15 protein-coding genes, 1 other RNA gene, 1 pseudogene and 1 riboswitch are annotated in these 15,177 nt (G+C 39.9%); of the genes and pseudogenes, 6 read left to right on the plus strand and 11 right to left on the minus strand.

The features are described 5' to 3' along the window. The first annotated feature begins 59 nt into the window (after positions 1–59). The 3 genes from N178_RS03450 (at position 60) to N178_RS03455 (ending at position 1,543) form a co-directional block, all read left to right on the plus strand. A complete protein-coding gene (locus N178_RS03450; protein ID WP_045290481.1) occupies positions 60–680 on the plus strand; it encodes a hypothetical protein in 621 nt (206 codons plus the stop codon). 109 nt (positions 681–789) lie between these two features. Next, a non-coding RNA gene (gene ssrS, locus N178_RS25690) (6S RNA) lies at positions 790–967 on the plus strand. Positions 968–1,114: 147 nt separating this feature from the next. Further along, a complete protein-coding gene (locus N178_RS03455; protein WP_013082985.1) occupies positions 1,115–1,543 on the plus strand; it encodes a pyridoxamine 5'-phosphate oxidase family protein in 429 nt (142 codons plus the stop codon). A gap of 26 nt (positions 1,544–1,569) precedes the next feature. Here N178_RS03455 and thiE read toward each other — a convergent pair whose 3' ends face one another. From thiE to N178_RS03480, 5 genes are all read right to left on the minus strand, one after another. Continuing rightward, the gene (gene thiE, locus N178_RS03460; RefSeq protein ID WP_045290483.1) at positions 1,570–2,214 is read right to left on the minus strand and encodes a thiamine phosphate synthase; all 645 of its coding nucleotides are present in this window, start codon (positions 2,212–2,214) and stop codon (positions 1,570–1,572) included. Between the two features lie 13 nt (positions 2,215–2,227). Further along, on the minus strand, positions 2,228–3,034 hold the full coding sequence (gene thiM, locus N178_RS03465) for a hydroxyethylthiazole kinase (protein WP_013056862.1): 807 nt from the start codon (positions 3,032–3,034) through the stop codon (positions 2,228–2,230). 74 nt (positions 3,035–3,108) lie between these two features. Continuing rightward, positions 3,109–3,217: riboswitch (TPP riboswitch) on the minus strand. Between the two features lie 192 nt (positions 3,218–3,409). After that, a complete protein-coding gene (locus N178_RS03470; protein ID WP_045290485.1) occupies positions 3,410–4,627 on the minus strand; it encodes an MFS transporter in 1,218 nt (405 codons plus the stop codon). Positions 4,628–4,723: 96 nt separating this feature from the next. Further along, the gene (locus tag N178_RS03475) at positions 4,724–5,323 is read right to left on the minus strand and encodes a TetR/AcrR family transcriptional regulator (protein WP_045290487.1); all 600 of its coding nucleotides are present in this window, start codon (positions 5,321–5,323) and stop codon (positions 4,724–4,726) included. Between the two features lie 261 nt (positions 5,324–5,584). Beyond that, on the minus strand, positions 5,585–6,049 hold the full coding sequence (locus N178_RS03480; protein ID WP_045290489.1) for a GNAT family N-acetyltransferase: 465 nt from the start codon (positions 6,047–6,049) through the stop codon (positions 5,585–5,587). Positions 6,050–6,219: 170 nt separating this feature from the next. Between N178_RS03480 and N178_RS03485 the strand changes: the two genes are divergently transcribed. Further along, complete coding sequence (locus N178_RS03485; protein WP_045290491.1) at positions 6,220–6,726, plus strand: hypothetical protein; 507 nt, start codon at positions 6,220–6,222, stop codon at positions 6,724–6,726. Between the two features lie 93 nt (positions 6,727–6,819). On the opposite strand, the gene N178_RS03490 is transcribed toward N178_RS03485, so the two are convergent. Beyond that, the gene (locus N178_RS03490; protein WP_045290492.1) at positions 6,820–8,319 is read right to left on the minus strand and encodes a UDP-N-acetylmuramoyl-L-alanyl-D-glutamate--2,6-diaminopimelate ligase; all 1,500 of its coding nucleotides are present in this window, start codon (positions 8,317–8,319) and stop codon (positions 6,820–6,822) included. A gap of 462 nt (positions 8,320–8,781) precedes the next feature. Here N178_RS03490 and N178_RS03495 point away from each other — a divergent pair, with 462 nt between their 5' ends. Beyond that, positions 8,782–9,390, plus strand: a complete 609-nt coding sequence (locus N178_RS03495) for a DNA-3-methyladenine glycosylase (RefSeq protein WP_045290494.1) — start codon at positions 8,782–8,784, stop codon at positions 9,388–9,390. Positions 9,391–9,457: 67 nt separating this feature from the next. Here N178_RS03495 and N178_RS03500 read toward each other — a convergent pair whose 3' ends face one another. The 5 genes from N178_RS03500 to N178_RS03520 all read right to left on the minus strand — a co-directional run bounded on the left by N178_RS03500 (position 9,458) and on the right by N178_RS03520 (position 14,349). After that, positions 9,458–10,426 (minus strand): sugar phosphate isomerase/epimerase family protein, encoded by a 969-nt coding sequence (locus N178_RS03500; protein ID WP_013082974.1) that lies wholly within the window; start codon positions 10,424–10,426, stop codon positions 9,458–9,460. A 1-nt stretch (position 10,427) separates the two neighbouring features. Beyond that, on the minus strand, positions 10,428–11,432 hold the full coding sequence (locus N178_RS03505) for a Gfo/Idh/MocA family protein (RefSeq protein WP_045290496.1): 1,005 nt from the start codon (positions 11,430–11,432) through the stop codon (positions 10,428–10,430). A gap of 12 nt (positions 11,433–11,444) precedes the next feature. After that, a complete protein-coding gene (locus N178_RS03510) occupies positions 11,445–12,470 on the minus strand; it encodes a Gfo/Idh/MocA family protein (protein ID WP_045290498.1) in 1,026 nt (341 codons plus the stop codon). 32 nt (positions 12,471–12,502) lie between these two features. Further along, complete coding sequence (locus tag N178_RS03515; RefSeq protein ID WP_013056851.1) at positions 12,503–13,228, minus strand: ThuA domain-containing protein; 726 nt, start codon at positions 13,226–13,228, stop codon at positions 12,503–12,505. Positions 13,229–13,317: 89 nt separating this feature from the next. Then, positions 13,318–14,349, minus strand: a complete 1,032-nt coding sequence (locus N178_RS03520; protein ID WP_045290500.1) for a LacI family DNA-binding transcriptional regulator — start codon at positions 14,347–14,349, stop codon at positions 13,318–13,320. 250 nt (positions 14,350–14,599) lie between these two features. Here N178_RS03520 and N178_RS03525 point away from each other — a divergent pair. After that, positions 14,600–15,174, plus strand: a pseudogene (locus N178_RS03525) (cell wall hydrolase). Positions 15,175–15,177 lie beyond the last annotated feature (3 nt).

Raw genomic sequence — 15,177 nt, forward strand, 5'->3', positions numbered from 1 at the left:
GACGGGAAATATACTGAAATGGTTTTTGTATACTAAAACAATTAAAAGGAGTTGAGAATATGTATATCATTGTATGGGCTATGCTTGTACTATACGTCTTGCTGCTAGCTCCGGGAGCAGGCGCCGCTGATGATTTGCTGTTTAAAAACCTTATCACAGGAAATTTCCAACAGGTAGATCCGCTCGTGGTTATGGTATTCTCTTTTTTAGGACTTTTCCCAGTATTGTTCCTGGTAATGATCTGTAAAAAAGATACGTACAAACTGCCTGGATGGCCCTTTTCTCTTTCATCATTTGCGCTTGGAGCTTTTTCTCTTTTGTTCTATTATCATTGGAAAGGACAAAAAGTTCGAACTCATTCGCGTATTCCTTCACGTTTCATTGCCATCATTTCTTCTCATTTGTGGATTGGACTATGCTTAGCACTCACGATTGCAGGTTACGTATACGGACTATCTATAGGTTCAATAAAAGCTTATGGAGATGCTTTTATGCAGTCACAGCTTGTTAGCGTGATGACCGCTGATTTTTTTGTTTTAACGTGGCTTTCTTACTCCGTTATGACAAAAGAAAAAATAGCGTCCTGGCCTTACCCTCTTTTGTGTTTCATTCCAGTTGCCGGCCCTTTTCTTATTTTGTTACTAGATAACCGCCAAGATATTAGAGAAGAAAAACTTTAAATAAAAGTCTTGCGTTCCATTCATTATTCCGTTATAATCATTTCTTGTACGATGAAAGTTGATTAATTAGAAAACATTTATATATCGGCATTTTATTTACATTTGTTATACATACCTGCGCTGTGCGTATACTCATGTTGTCTTAAACCTTTGAGTGTTAAAAGGGAGCTCAAAATTTAGCTGCAGATAGCACGCCCTTCTTGGGACGCTAAACCCGGCTATGAGGGCACCCACCTAGTAGATCTGGGTATTTAAGACACTTAGGGTTACGGCAGTGCGGGCTTATTTTTTAGTTAGCTGTAGCTAGCTTTTTTTATTTTTCAATTTATTAGTTTACATAATTATTTTATTGTTAACTTATATTTTTTTTAGACATGTATGTTTTATTTATCTTCGATTGAGGAACATAAAAAGTAATAAAGGAGATGGATAAAATGAATGAACAAAAAATTGCTAAAAAAGTAAATGAAGTATTAGAAGGAAATCGTGTAGGAACATTAGCAACAGTTGTAAACAACAAACCCCACTCTCGCTATATGACATTTTTCAGCGATGAAGATGGTATCGCTCTTTACACACCAACAAATATCAATACACATAAGGCAGAAGAAATCGAAGCCAATCCGAACGTACACGTACTATTGGGCTACAGCGGCGAAGGATATGGCGATCAATACTTAGAATTATCTGGGACAGCTGTTCTTCGTACTGGCGATCAATTAAAAGGACGTATATGGAACGATCACATGAAAGAATGGTTTGACGGTCCAAATGACCCTGAGTATGTTGTTCTGGAAATTACGCCAAACGAAATTCGCTTTATGAATGAAGGCGAAGAAACTCCTCAAACTGTTCAGCTATAATAAAAAAGCGCACACTGTGCGCTTTTTTATTTTCCTACCGCTTCTTTCAATTGAGCTGCTTTTTCTTTTGGAGACGCTGCTAAGCTAATCGCGGTAATAATAGAAACGCCATCTGCACCTGCTTCTACTACTTGTTTGGCATTTTCAGGCGTGATGCCACCGATTCCTACAATTGGAAAGTCAATATTCTGTTTTCGCACTTCTTCAATTAATTTTGTACCTTGCACTGCTTTTACGTCTTTTTTTGTAGAAGTAGGAAAAACAGGTCCCATTCCTACATAATCCGCCCCGTCTTTTATCGCTTGCTGCAGCTCTTGTATATTATGAACAGAGACCCCCACAATTCCTTTTCCTATTTTTTCTCGAACAATATGAGCTTTTTCATCTTCTTGTCCAATATGAACGCCATCTGCTTGTAAACGGATCGCTAAGTCAAGATCATCATTCACAACAAAAGGAACGTTGTGCTGCTGACAAATTTGCTGAAGTTCCTTCGCCAGCTGATATTTCGCTTCTCCTGTTAGGGCACCTTCGCCTTTTTCACGGAATTGAAACACGGTAACGCCGCCTTCAATTGCTTCTTTCAACACTTCTTTCGGATCTTTTGTACAGTTATTGCTGCCCATTATAAAATAAACTTGCAGCAGCTTTTTGATTTCTTCGTTTGTCATTTTCCGGCTCCTTTTAACGTTGATGTACTCTTGCATATGATTCAATATCCTGCCCAGATAAAAGATGAAGCTGATTTAACAGCTCAATTTGAAAGCTCCCCGGCCCTTCTTCACCTTTTTTCGCTGCGGCGATTTCACCTGCCACTCCGTAAAAACTTAAAGCAGCAACGCTTGCCTCGACATATTCTTTTTCTACAGCGGCGAAAGCTCCTATAATTGATGTTAACAGACATCCAGTACCCGTCACTTTCGTAAATAACGGGTGGCCGTTGTCTACTGTATACGTTGTGTTTCCATCTGTGATTACATCTTGTTTACCCGTAATAACAATCACTGTATCTAATTTGTTCGCTGCTTTCTCAGCAAGTTCAATGACGTCTCCTTGCCCTTCTAATGAATCAACGCCTTTAATGAGCCATGACTCGCCTACTACGTTCGCAACCTCAGCAGCGTTACCGCGAATAACGGCAATATTTAACTCTTCTACAAGCTGACGTGCCACTTCTGTACGAAATGGTGTCGCTCCCGCTCCTACAGGATCGAAAATAACCGGCACGCCGTTTTCATTTGCTGATTTTCCTGCTATTCTCATCGCTTCTACTTCTTGAGCCGTCAGTGTACCCATATTTAAGACAAGCGCTCCGGCGATTCGAGCCATGTCAGCCACTTCTTCCTTCGCATACGCCATAACAGGTGACGCTCCTAGAGCAAGCAGTCCATTTGCTGTAAAATTGGTTACCACAACATTCGTAATATTATGAACAAGCGGACTTGTATCTCTTACTTTTTCTAATTGAGCTGAAATTTTACTAATATCCATGTTCTCTCACTCTTTTCATTTAGTTTTAACACTGCAAAAAAAGACAAAAAAGCACTTTGCGCATGCAAGGTGCTTTGGTATGTACTCACATTCCCTGCGCTGGCATTATCCAACAGGTTCAAATGGTCAACAGGCGCCCCTGTACTCTCAGCCTGCCCCGCGCAAGCTCCCATACTATTCTTGTTACGTTTAAAGTTTACTATTAACTTTTTTTATTTGCAACCATTTCACTGTTTTGCCGATAAAATAAAGCTTCGCTATAGGCTGAGTGGTATTGTAAATCTTATAGCTTTACTAAAAGCAGCAGTAAAAGACCTCCGGTAAGCTACTGGAGGTCTTCTATCCCTTAAAAATTCTATCATTTTTTCCTTTTCGTTATTTCTCTTGAATCGCTTGATTTCTCACAGCTGCTTTTCGGTCCTTCCCTGCTCTTAAAGATAAAAGAAAACAAAGCAGCAGTACAAGTGCAGCTGATACGTACGGATAATTAATGTTTATATCAAAGAGAAAGCCTGCTACAACGGGTCCCATAATATTCCCCAGACTTGTATAAGCAGAGTTTAGTCCGGCTACATACCCTTGGTCGTCTTGTGCCATCATCGACATTTGCGTGCTGATTGCCGGACGTAAAATATCTGTTGCTAAAAAGACGATAAATGTCACAACAATAATAAGCCAGTACGTGTGCACAAATAGCGTAAGTAAAATAAAAAGTCCCGTCATCATCAAGCAAAACGAAATCACTCTTTTTTCACCAAACTTATTTAAAATCCAGCCAAAAATCGTAACCTGCACTACAGCCCCTGCAATAGAGCCAAACGTAATAACAAACGCAATATCTTTTGGCGTAAAGCTAAATTTATGATCCACAAATAGTGAAAAGATCGTTTCATAATTGGATAATCCAAACGATGTCACAAAAACGATAATTAAACTTAAAAAATAAGGTTCTTTATAGGAATTCATAAGCTGCAGCAGCAGCCGATCTTCTTTTGGATTCTCATTATTTGAAACAGCATGATTTTGTACAGGACGAGACTCTGGCAAAACAAAAAGCGTAATCACTGCAGCCAAGCCTCCTGCTACTGCGGCCATATAAAACGGTACGCGCATACCGTATTCAGCTAAAAAGCCTCCGATACCGGGCCCGATAATAAATCCTGTTGTAATCGCCGCCGTCACATAGCCCATTCCTTTAGCGCGTTCTTTAGCAGACGTCACGTCCGCTGTATAGGCCATAACAGCAGGCATAATAAGCGCAGCCCCGACCCCGCCTAGCATTCTGGATACAAATAATAAAAGAGGTGTACTCACTGAACCAAAGAACCATTCAGACAGGGCAAAAACAATCATTCCCGCTACAATAATTTTCTTTCTTCCTAACGAATCTGATAACCGCCCCGCTAAAGGTGAAAACAGAAATTGAGTTAGTGAAAACACCGCTACTAAAAGTCCCATCACGCTGCCGTTGATATGAAGCTCCGTCATATATGTTGGCATAATTGGAATAACGAGACCGATTCCCGTAAAGATAATAAAGATATTTAGCATGAGCAGCAAAATCGCCGCTCGATTTCTTAACAATAATGACATATAAACCTCCTGGTTACAAAAATACTGAACGTTCGGTCTATAAAAACACAAAATAATGAGGGATTACTCATTACCGCAATAAGCATCCCCGATTATTTAAGAAGACCTTGCTATAATTCCGTTTAAAAATACATCGATTGCTGAATGGTAAAGCTGCAGGGCATTTTCCGTACTCGTTTTTCGAGACATGCGGCTCATTCCAACAAACAGCCCTTCTAAAATTACTGCAAGCTGCTCTGCATTTTTATGAGAAAACTCGCCTTCATCGATACCTTGTTGCAAAAGTTCGCGATTAAACTCCACGTGTCGTTTCACCATCTCATCAATTCGCTCTTCGATGTCGCTGCCCTTTTCTTCGTTGTTAAAAAACTCATCGGCAGCTTTCGTAAGAGGGTGATTCAAATCATCTAAAATGATTTGCTCCGCTATTCCAAAAAGCTTATCTCTTGTTGTTTTGTAAAGAGACTCTCTTTCTTTCCAGTTTCGTTCCCACTCAAGATTCCATTCGTCTATTAAATAAAGAAAAAGCCCTTCTTTACTTTTAAAGTGATAATAAATATTCCCTTTGCTGCTTCCCGTAGCTTCTACAATTTCCTCAATAGATGTAGCTTTATAGCCTTTTTGAGAAAACAATGCTTTAGCGGCATCTGCCACTTTTCTTTTGGTTTGTTCACTTTGAAGCTTTTTTTTATTCAAGCTATTTCCACCGCCCCGTACATTTATTATTTATACTGAACATTCGTTTTGTATTATCTGACACCTATACTACATAGGAAAAACCTTTTTGTCTAGTGAGAAAACCTAGTTTATACCTTTTCATATGAATCATGACCAAAACAAAGCCTTTTAAAAAGGCCTTGCCTAAAAAGCTTACTTGCTAACAGGATAAATGACAGCTGCTTGCCCGCACAGTTTGCATACAAATAAAAAAATCATCTGCTCCTTCTTTCCTGCCTTTTAATCAGTCAATTTCTTTGTCATAAATACACTGTATGGATCTTCTTTGTAGGTAGAAAACGGTTCGCACTCGTAAAATCCAAAACTGGCGTATAGCTTTCTAGCCGGTTCAAAAGCGCGTGCGGATCCTGTTTCTAAGCTTAAGCGCCGGTACCCTCGTTTTTTTGCTTCATTTATTATGTACTGCAGCAGCTCTCTAGCAATTCCTTTCCGCAAATGGGCGGTAGCTGTTCGCATCGATTTGATTTCTCCGTGGTGCTCATCTAACTCTTTTACAGCTCCGCACCCTGCTAGCTGACTTCCTTCCCACACGCTCCAAAACGTAATATCACGTTGTTTTAAACTTTCAATACCTAGAGCATGAATACTTTCAGGGGGCGAATGTAAGTTCATTCCTTGAAGGTGAGAACTTACTAGTTCAATAACTTCATTGTTCGTTAAATGGTCTTTTGTTATTTTAATCATCTTCTCTTCCTTCCTGCTACTAAGGGGTAGTCAACTACAAACCGACTTATAAATAAATTCACTGTCGACCTTTAAAAATCCTTTTATACACTCCTTTCTTTTTCTCCAGTTATTAAAACCGACTTTGCCAAGCAGATGTTTCATACATTGTTAAACGGAGGTGAAATTCGTTGAAGAAAGTTTTATTTTGTCTTGTCCCTCTTTTGTTTCTATTATCCGCCTGCTTTAGTGATCCTGTTCAAGATGATTTAATCGACTATAACAATCAAGATTTAAAAAAAGCCGCTCAGCTTGAAAAAGAAGCGATTGACGCATACGATTCTGTTACAGGCGCTAACTACACAAGTGACGCTGTTATGTACGATACGATGACGAGTGAAGTCATTCCTACCTATCGTAAATTTGTTGACGAACTGGAAAACATCGATGTAGAAACCGACGATCTTCGAAAGGTTCATGAAGGCTATATAAAGGCTGCCAATACCCAGTATAATGCTTTCATTAAAATTGTCAGCGCTTTAGAAAAGCAGGATCGCAATCTTATTGCTGAGGCAAACGCTATGCTTGATGAAGCACGAAAAGGCATACGCGATTATAATGCAGCTATTAAAAAACTGGCTAAAGAACATGATGTGAAAATTGAAGAACCAAAAACACAGCGAGAAAGCAGCCTATAGTTTTGATGTAAAAAGAAGGTCTCTAAAAATAGTAAGAGACCTTCTTTCGTATGCTGTTTCAATTTCTCCACGTTCGCTAAATGAAGAAGAATATCAGGAAATATTGCTTAACGATGCATAATAAGAGGCAATAATTTCTTCATCTGAATGCGGAATTTCGTTTCCTTTTACAAGCTGAGCGCCGTTAATACAGCCGCTTGTAAGTAAAATAATATCATTCGGCTTTCCTAAAGAAAGCGACTTTAATACGCCTTCTGTTCGAGTAGGAGCACGATGAATATTGCTTGCGCTCGGATTTGAAAAACCTGTCATTACTTGATTTACAATTGCGTTCGGATCATGATGACCTGGGTGATCAACCGTTACGATAATTTCATCAGCTTTTCCTTCAATGGTACGCGCCATTTTAGGCATTTTATTAAAATCTCGAATGCCGATCCCTGCAATCATAACAATCAGCTGGTTATACTCCATCTTTTTTACTTCTTCTACTAAACGAGTAAGGGCAACAGGCGTATGAGCATAGTCTAAAATCACTTTTTGGTTATTCGGACCTTCTATCACTTGAAATCGCCCTTCTGGACTTTCCAATTGAGGAAGCACGCTAATAATATCCTCAATGTGGTATTCAAAGTGAAGAGCTGTACCAATGGCCGCTAGCACGTTAGCAATGTTGTAATCGCCATATACTGGCACTGCTACTTTGTATGATTGTCCTTTATAAAGTAAATCAAAGAAAGAGCCCCCTTCTTTGACAGTAATGTTTTTTGCTTGCAGAGTTGCCTCCGCATTATTTAATAAGCTATACGTGACTTTAGGGCCTTCAAATAGCCTGCTTAAGTCTTTACCCATGTCCTGATCATCTATATTAATAACGGCATGTTTGGCCTGTTGAAATAATTTCATCTTGCATTTTTTATAGTGCTCAAACGTTTTATGATACTCTAAATGCTCTTCCGATAAGTTTGTGTGAATCGCTACATCAAAATAGATATTTTCTACTCGCTGCTGATCAATCGCAATTGAAGATACTTCCATCACTGCCGCTTCATCGCCTCTTGTATACAAATCATAAAAAATCTTATGCAAGTCTACCGATTCAGGTGTTGTAGGCGTACTTTTTTTATAAACTAACTTCTTCTTTGATGACCAAATGCCGGTCGTTCCAATCGATCCTGTTGGCAGTTTTAAAAGAGTTAAAAGCGACCTTACGTAAGCTGCTACGGTTGTTTTGCCATTTGTACCTGTAACGCCAATTGTCTCAATTTTTTCATCCGTATAATCAAAATACATTTTAGAAAAAGACGCCATTACTTTGCGAACGTCGTCAACAGCTAAAAACGTACAGTGAGAATAATGAGTGCTTAAAAGACGCAGCTCCTCAATACTTGTCCCAAAGACTGCTACGGCTCCTCTAGCTATCGCTTCTTTAATATATTGATGTCCGTCTTCGTTTTCACCTTTTATACTAAAAAATACTGATCCGTCGTGAACCTGCTTTGAATGATATGTGAGATGGTTGATCGTTTGAGATGCAGGCCCAAAAATATGTTTAATTGATAAGTTCGTTACTGTATTAAAGTGGATGTTCATAGCTATTCCTCACAGTGTATAAATTTTATTTTTAATATGTTCTAAAATCCCTTAAATACTCTTTGAAGGGTATTTTTTCTTTATCTCCATTTATAAAGAACTTTCTACAATTCAATCTTTTTATTTTGCTTTCATGTGTAGAACGAAAATAAAGAAAAGACGGATCACTATTTTTTAAAACTAAAATCATGTAAAATATGGGTGAACTGTGTATATCATACCAGCAGCAAAAGCGAAGTATTGTAGTAAAATATTCCCCCTACACGTACGAAACGAAACCATTCTTTAAAATAAAATAATTTCATAGAGTAAATTGAACCATGATAAATACTTGAAAGTGGGGTAACAAAGATTACTGTATTAATCGGTCCCTCCCTTTGCAAAATAACAAAGAAAACATCATAATAAAAGATGCGCATCACAGCGTGAATGACTCTGCTTTGAAAGGATGGACTACAGCAAATGACGCGTTCTCTTTTAGCGATTGAACCACTTCCTCTTTCGTTTTATCAACAGCCTACGCTTGAATTAGCTCAGTCGCTGTTAGGATGTCTTCTTGTTCACGAAACGGCAGAAGGAACTGCATCTGGTTTTATTGTAGAAACAGAGGCTTACAAAGGGCCATTGGATCGAGCAGCTCATAGCTTTAACAACCGGCGCACAAAAAGGACGGAGGTAATGTTCGGTCCTCCTGGTCATGCTTATACTCATACGATGCATACGCATTGCTTACTCAATGTCGTAAGCAGCGACATCGATTGTCCAGAAGGCGTCCTCATTCGAGCTATTGAGCCCTTTAGCGGAAAAGATTTGATGAAAACTAGACGTCGAGGGATGGAAAATGAAATAAATTGGACAAACGGTCCTGGGAAACTAACAAAAGCACTAGGGGTTTCAATGGATTTGTACGGTCATGATCTAACCAGCTCTCCTCTTTATATTGCTCGTGGCTTCACTCCTCCAGCGATTTCCGCCGGGCCTCGCGTTGGCATTGATAATTCTGGTGAAGCGAAGGATTACCCTTGGCGCTTTTGGGTTACCAATCACCCTTTTGTATCGAAATTCAGGTGAACAAAAGGCAAATGATTTATTAACGAAAATAAAAGAAGCACCTCTTTTTAGAGATGCTTCTTTTTGCTTACGCCCACCACATTTGTGAGGGAGTTTCTTCAATTAATACACTTTGTAAGTTTGTAACCGCGCGTTTAAATCCTTCTTCAATCGACATGATTGGATCTTCGTGCTCAATGCTGACTACATAATCGTATCCGTATGTGCGAAGTGCACTCATCATATCAGACCACTCTTTTACATCATGTCCGCATCCTACGGATCTAAACGTCCATGCACGCGTTTGGACTTCTCCGTATGGCTGCATATCCGTCAGTCCATACATGTTAATATTATCCTGGTCCAAGTACGTATCCTTTGCATGGAAATGATGAATCGCATTTTCTTTTGCTAAAATTTTAATAGCTCCTACCGGATCAATTCCTTGCCACCATAAATGACTTGGATCAAGGTTAGCGCCAATCGCTGGACTTGTTTTTTCGCGAAGCTTTAGGAGCGTATACGGAGTATGAACTAAAAATCCACCGTGAAGTTCTAAACCAATTTTTACATTATGCTCCTCCGCTAGTTCTCCAATTTCTTTCCAATAAGGAACAAGCTTATTTTCCCACTGCCAATTCAATACGTCTCCATACTCGTTAGGCCAAGGAGTAACAGGCCAGTTTGGGTACTTCGCTTCTTCGTGATCTCCTGCTGTTCCAGAGAAGCAGTTAACCACTGGAACATCTACTAATGATGCTAGTTGGATGGTCTTGCGAAGCGTTTCGTCAGATTCTTTTGCAAAACTTGCCTCAGGTGAAATAGGATTGCCGTGGCAGCTAAATGCGCTGATTGTAAGTCCGCGGTCTTTTATCTGTTTCATATATGCTTCTCTTTTTTCTTCATCTTCAAGCAGCTCATCTAGCGGACAATGACTGTTTCCCGGATAGCCGCCCGTTCCGATTTCAACAGCATGAAGGCCTGCTGCTTTTACTTTATCTAACATCTCTTCAAAAGAAAGATCCGCAAATAAGACCGTGAATACTCCAAGTTTCATTTTAATTTCCCCCTGTGCGATATATTTCGTCAATAATAGCTGAGACTTGAAGCGCTTCTTGTGGCTTTACCACTAATTCAGCATTTCCTTTACACGCTTCAACGAAATTTTTAGCCTGACTTAAGCTGTAATCATCTTCTCCATCTATCCAAGGTGACGTGCTGTTCATGAGCATACCGTTTTTAGACGTGTATAGTTCAAACGGAAACACGCTTAAACCGCCCTCTACCCCTGATATGCTTACGTGCTCTTCATCATCTTCGATGTTAGCAGCCCAAGAAGTTTCTAAAAGAAGCGACGCTCCATTTTCAAATTTAATATAGGCTGTTACATGATCATCCACGCTGAATGATTCATGATCAAATGTTCCCCATTGATTTACTTGGTTAGGCGTTTTACTCAGGTCATTATATGTACTTCCCAGTACTTCAGTATGCTTTGGGTTTCCCATTAGCCAAAGGGTTAAATCAAGCAAATGGCAGCCGTAATCAATTAAGCTGCCTCCTCCTTGAAGATCTTTGTTCGTAAATACCCCCCAACCGGGAACCTTTCGCCGACGCATTGCTCTGACACGTGCAACTAATGGTCGCCCTACTTCTGTCATCATTTTTTTCGCAGCCTGTGCTTCTTTCATGAATCGGTAATGATACGCAATCGCTAACTGCTTACCTGATTCTCTAGCAGCGGCAAGCATTTCTTCACCTTGCTCTTTAGACATCGCCATTGGCTTTTCACATAGGACGTGAACGCCTGCTTTTAGCGCTTCTACTGCAAACTCGGCGTGAAATTTATTCGGTGTACAAATACATACAGCATCCACTTCTTTAAACATATCTTTGTAATCAACAAATACGTGAGGGATATTATGCTCATTGGCTACCTCTGTGGCTCTTTCACTATTAATATCGCTAAGCCCCCAAATCACACATTCATCACCCAGTTGTTTGAATGCCGGGATATGCCTGCTTACAGCAATCCCTCCTGCTCCGATTATGCCAATTCTCACGTTTTTCACCTCTTACACGCGCGTAATTTGTTTCGTTTGACTTGATTTTAAAGCTGCTAAAATAACAGCAAGTGATTTTAATCCTTCTTCACCAGGAACAGGAGACTCTTTATCTTCTGCAACTGCATCTACAAATTGTTCAATGACGTGAGAATTACTTTGTCCGCCTTCATCGTTCGACTGGATTTTTCCTAATTCATAGTTCACCACTTCACCGGTTGCATATTGTGCAACTAATGAATACGTCGGATCGTCTTCTAAACGAAGAATCCCTTTCTCTCCGTAAACAATCGTGGAGTTATCTTCTTTTCCATTGTAAGCCCAGCTTGCCGCAAGCGTCCCGATAATCCCGCTTTCCGTTTTTAATACGCACACAGCATTGTCGTCTACATTTGCAAAGTCTTTTGCATTGCTTTCCACAAATGCACCGACTTCTACAATTTCTTCACTCAATATGTAGCGAAGCATATCGGTTTTATGAACGCCTAAATCCCCCATAGCTCCAATAAACGCTTCGTCTTTTTTGAAGAACCAGCTGTCTTTTCCGTCCACGCTCCACCCCTCAGGGCCACCGTGGCCAAAAGCCGTACGGAAACTATAAATTTTACCGATTTCCCCTTTTTCAATAAGTTCACGAGCTTTTTGATGAGAAGCTACAAAGCGCTGATTATGTCCGATCATTAGTTTTTTACCGTTTGTTTTTGCTGCTTCAATCATTGCTTTCGCTTCTTCTTCTGATGTTGCCATCGGCTTTTCACACAGAACATGAACTCCGCTGTTTAACGCTGCAACCGAAATAGGCGCATGAAGATAATTGGGCGTACACACGCTCACTGCTTCCACTGTACCGCTTGCTAAAAGTTCTTCATAGTTTGTGTACGCTTTTACACCGTACTGCTGTGCTACGCTGTTTGCACGTTCGGTGTTTATATCGCAAACGGCTACTAATTCTACTAGTTCATTCATCTTATATTCTGGTAAGTGACGGTGTTGCGCAATGCTTCCACACCCAATAACGCCAATTTTTACTTTTGCCATCTTTCCTATCCCCTTTGCTTAAGCATTATTAATTAGTTTTTAACAGCGATTGATTCAAGCGGTTGCGCATTGCCGTAAACAGGACGTTTTCTCTCTGCTGGCTTCGCCCATTTAATAGCATTCATAATGACACGCTGAATGTCTTTGTTATGGTATGTTGGATATGTTTCATGTCCAGGTCTGAAATAAAATACTTTTCCGTTTCCGCGTTTGTACGTGCAGCCGCTTCTGAAAATTTCTCCGCCTTCAAACCAGCTTGTGAAAATCAGTTCATCAGGTGCTGGAATATCAAAGTGCTCTCCGTACATTTCTTCGCGCTCCAGCTCGATAAATTCACCAATACCTTCCACAATCGGATGGCTCGGTTCTACTACCCACAAGCGCTCTTTTTCATCTGCTTCACGCCATTTTAAGTCGCAGCTTGTGCCCATCAACGTTTTAAAAATCTTAGAAAAGTGACCTGAATGTAAGACAATAAGCCCCATACCGTCCAGCACGCGCTGCTTTACTTTCTCAACGATGTCATCTTTTACTTCGTCATGCGCTAAATGACCCCACCATACTAAAACATCCGTTTGATTTAATACTTCTTCTGTCAACCCGTGTTCTACTTCGTCTAATGTTGCTGTGTGCGTGCGAAACCCTCCTTCTTCTAAAAAAGAAGCGATGGCACCGTGGATGCCTTCAGGGTAAATTTCTCTTACAACCGGATTTTTCTGTTCATGACGATTTTCATTCCATACTGTAACGTTAATCATTTTCATATCCCCTTTTTTTGTGAATGCTAACTTATATCCCCTTTTTTGATAAATGCTAAACTTGGGTTAACCGGTTAACTTACTGTGGTTCACTCGCGCTTAGCAGTCGAATCTCGAATAATAAGTTCAACCGATAATTTTACATGTTGCAGCGTGCTGAAACGGTGTTCAATTGCTTGAATAACAGACGTCGCGGCGACGACTCCTTTATTAAATACATCTTGACGAATGGTTGTTAGACTTGGAGATGCATAGCTACTAAAGGTTATGTCATCAAACCCTACGATTGAATATTCCTGCGGAATTTTTTTCCCCTTTTCTTGCAGTGCTTTCATAATTCCAAGCGCCAGCGTATCAGAGGATGCAAAAACTGCCCGAATATCCTTATGATCTTGCAGCAGCTTGTTCCCTAAATTGTAACCGTTATCAAACGAACTTTCGTTCACTTCAAAAACAAACGTCTTTGATGGTGTAATGCCCGCTTCTTTTAATGCTTTCTCGTAGCCTATATACCTCTTTTTATCTACTGGACTATTGACGAGGTGATGAGCAACAAAGGCAATTTCTTTGTGTCCCAAACTCACTAAATGTGTTGTAGCTAGATATCCTCCATACTCATCGTCTACAGAAATATGATGATAATCACGTTCGTACCTTTCGTATGTATCTACTAGCACAATCGGATTCGATAACGCTTTCATTTTTTCATACAATCGATGCGGGAAGGCTCCTAAAAACAGAAGACCATCAATATTTCTCGTCCGAATCCATTTTAGGCAATCAGCTGGGCTACTCACTCCGGATATGACTAGATCATAACCATGCTTACGGATTACATATTCAATTCCACTAATCATTTCACTGTAATAATGGTTATCTTTAAATATAGTAGAAAGTGAATCATCTGTAAGCGGGAACATCACGCCAATCATATTTGACTTTTGTTTCGAAAGACTAACGGCGGTTAAATTGGGTTCGTAGTTTAATTCTTTTACCGCTGTTAAAATTCGCTCTTTTGTTTCATCGGATACTTTGTTAATTCCGTTTAAGACGTAAGATACTGAAGCTGCAGACACTCCTGCATGCTTTGCTACATCACGAATCGTTATCTTTTCTCCCATAAAATCTCTCCAGTTAAACGGTTAACTATTTACTCGTTCATTATAATTCACTCCTTTATTATCAGTCAACGTATTTTTCAAATTATCTGTTAACTATTATAATATCTTCCTAGATTGGTATGTTTTAAGCAGTGACAAGATGTATTGACACCTGTTAATCTTTGAAACGTACATATAAAGTTCGGTGCACAGCACGCACCGATCCGTGATAAAAGGGGCGTTCAAAAGGATTTCAGGAGGTACTTACTTTATGTTTAAGAAACTAGCAATTATTGGAGCACTAGCAGTTCCTATGTTCGGCATGAGTCACGGGGCAAATGCCGCTGAAACAACCCATCGCGTAAAAGCCGGCGAGACTCTTTACAAGATTGGCGCTGAATACGGCGTTACGGTTCAACAGTTAAAAGAAGCGAATCACAAATCTACCGACTCTATTAATGCAAATGAAACATTAACAATCCCTAACTCTATTAGCGAAAGCGATAAAGAATTGTTAGCTCGCCTTGTACAAGCTGAAGCAAAAGGCGAACCTTACGCTGGCAAAGTGGCTGTAGCAACAGTCGTTTTAAACCGCGTGGATAGCGATTCTTTCCCAAACTCTATTCATGATGTTATTTATCAAGGCACACAGTTTACACCTGTACAAAACGGTGAAATTATAAAGCAGCGGATGCTGAAGCAAAAAAAGCTGTAAATGAAGCACTAGCGTTTAGGGGTCAAGGAAAAGGTTCGTTATTCTTCTTTAATCCAGATAAAACAAGCGACCAATGGCTTCGTCAAAAACAGGTTACGATTACAATCGGAAATCACGTTTTTGCAAAATAAACA

It is taken from the genome of Priestia aryabhattai B8W22 (genome assembly GCF_000956595.1).
In the GTDB taxonomy this organism is placed as follows: Bacteria; Bacillota; Bacilli; order Bacillales; family Bacillaceae_H; genus Priestia; species Priestia aryabhattai.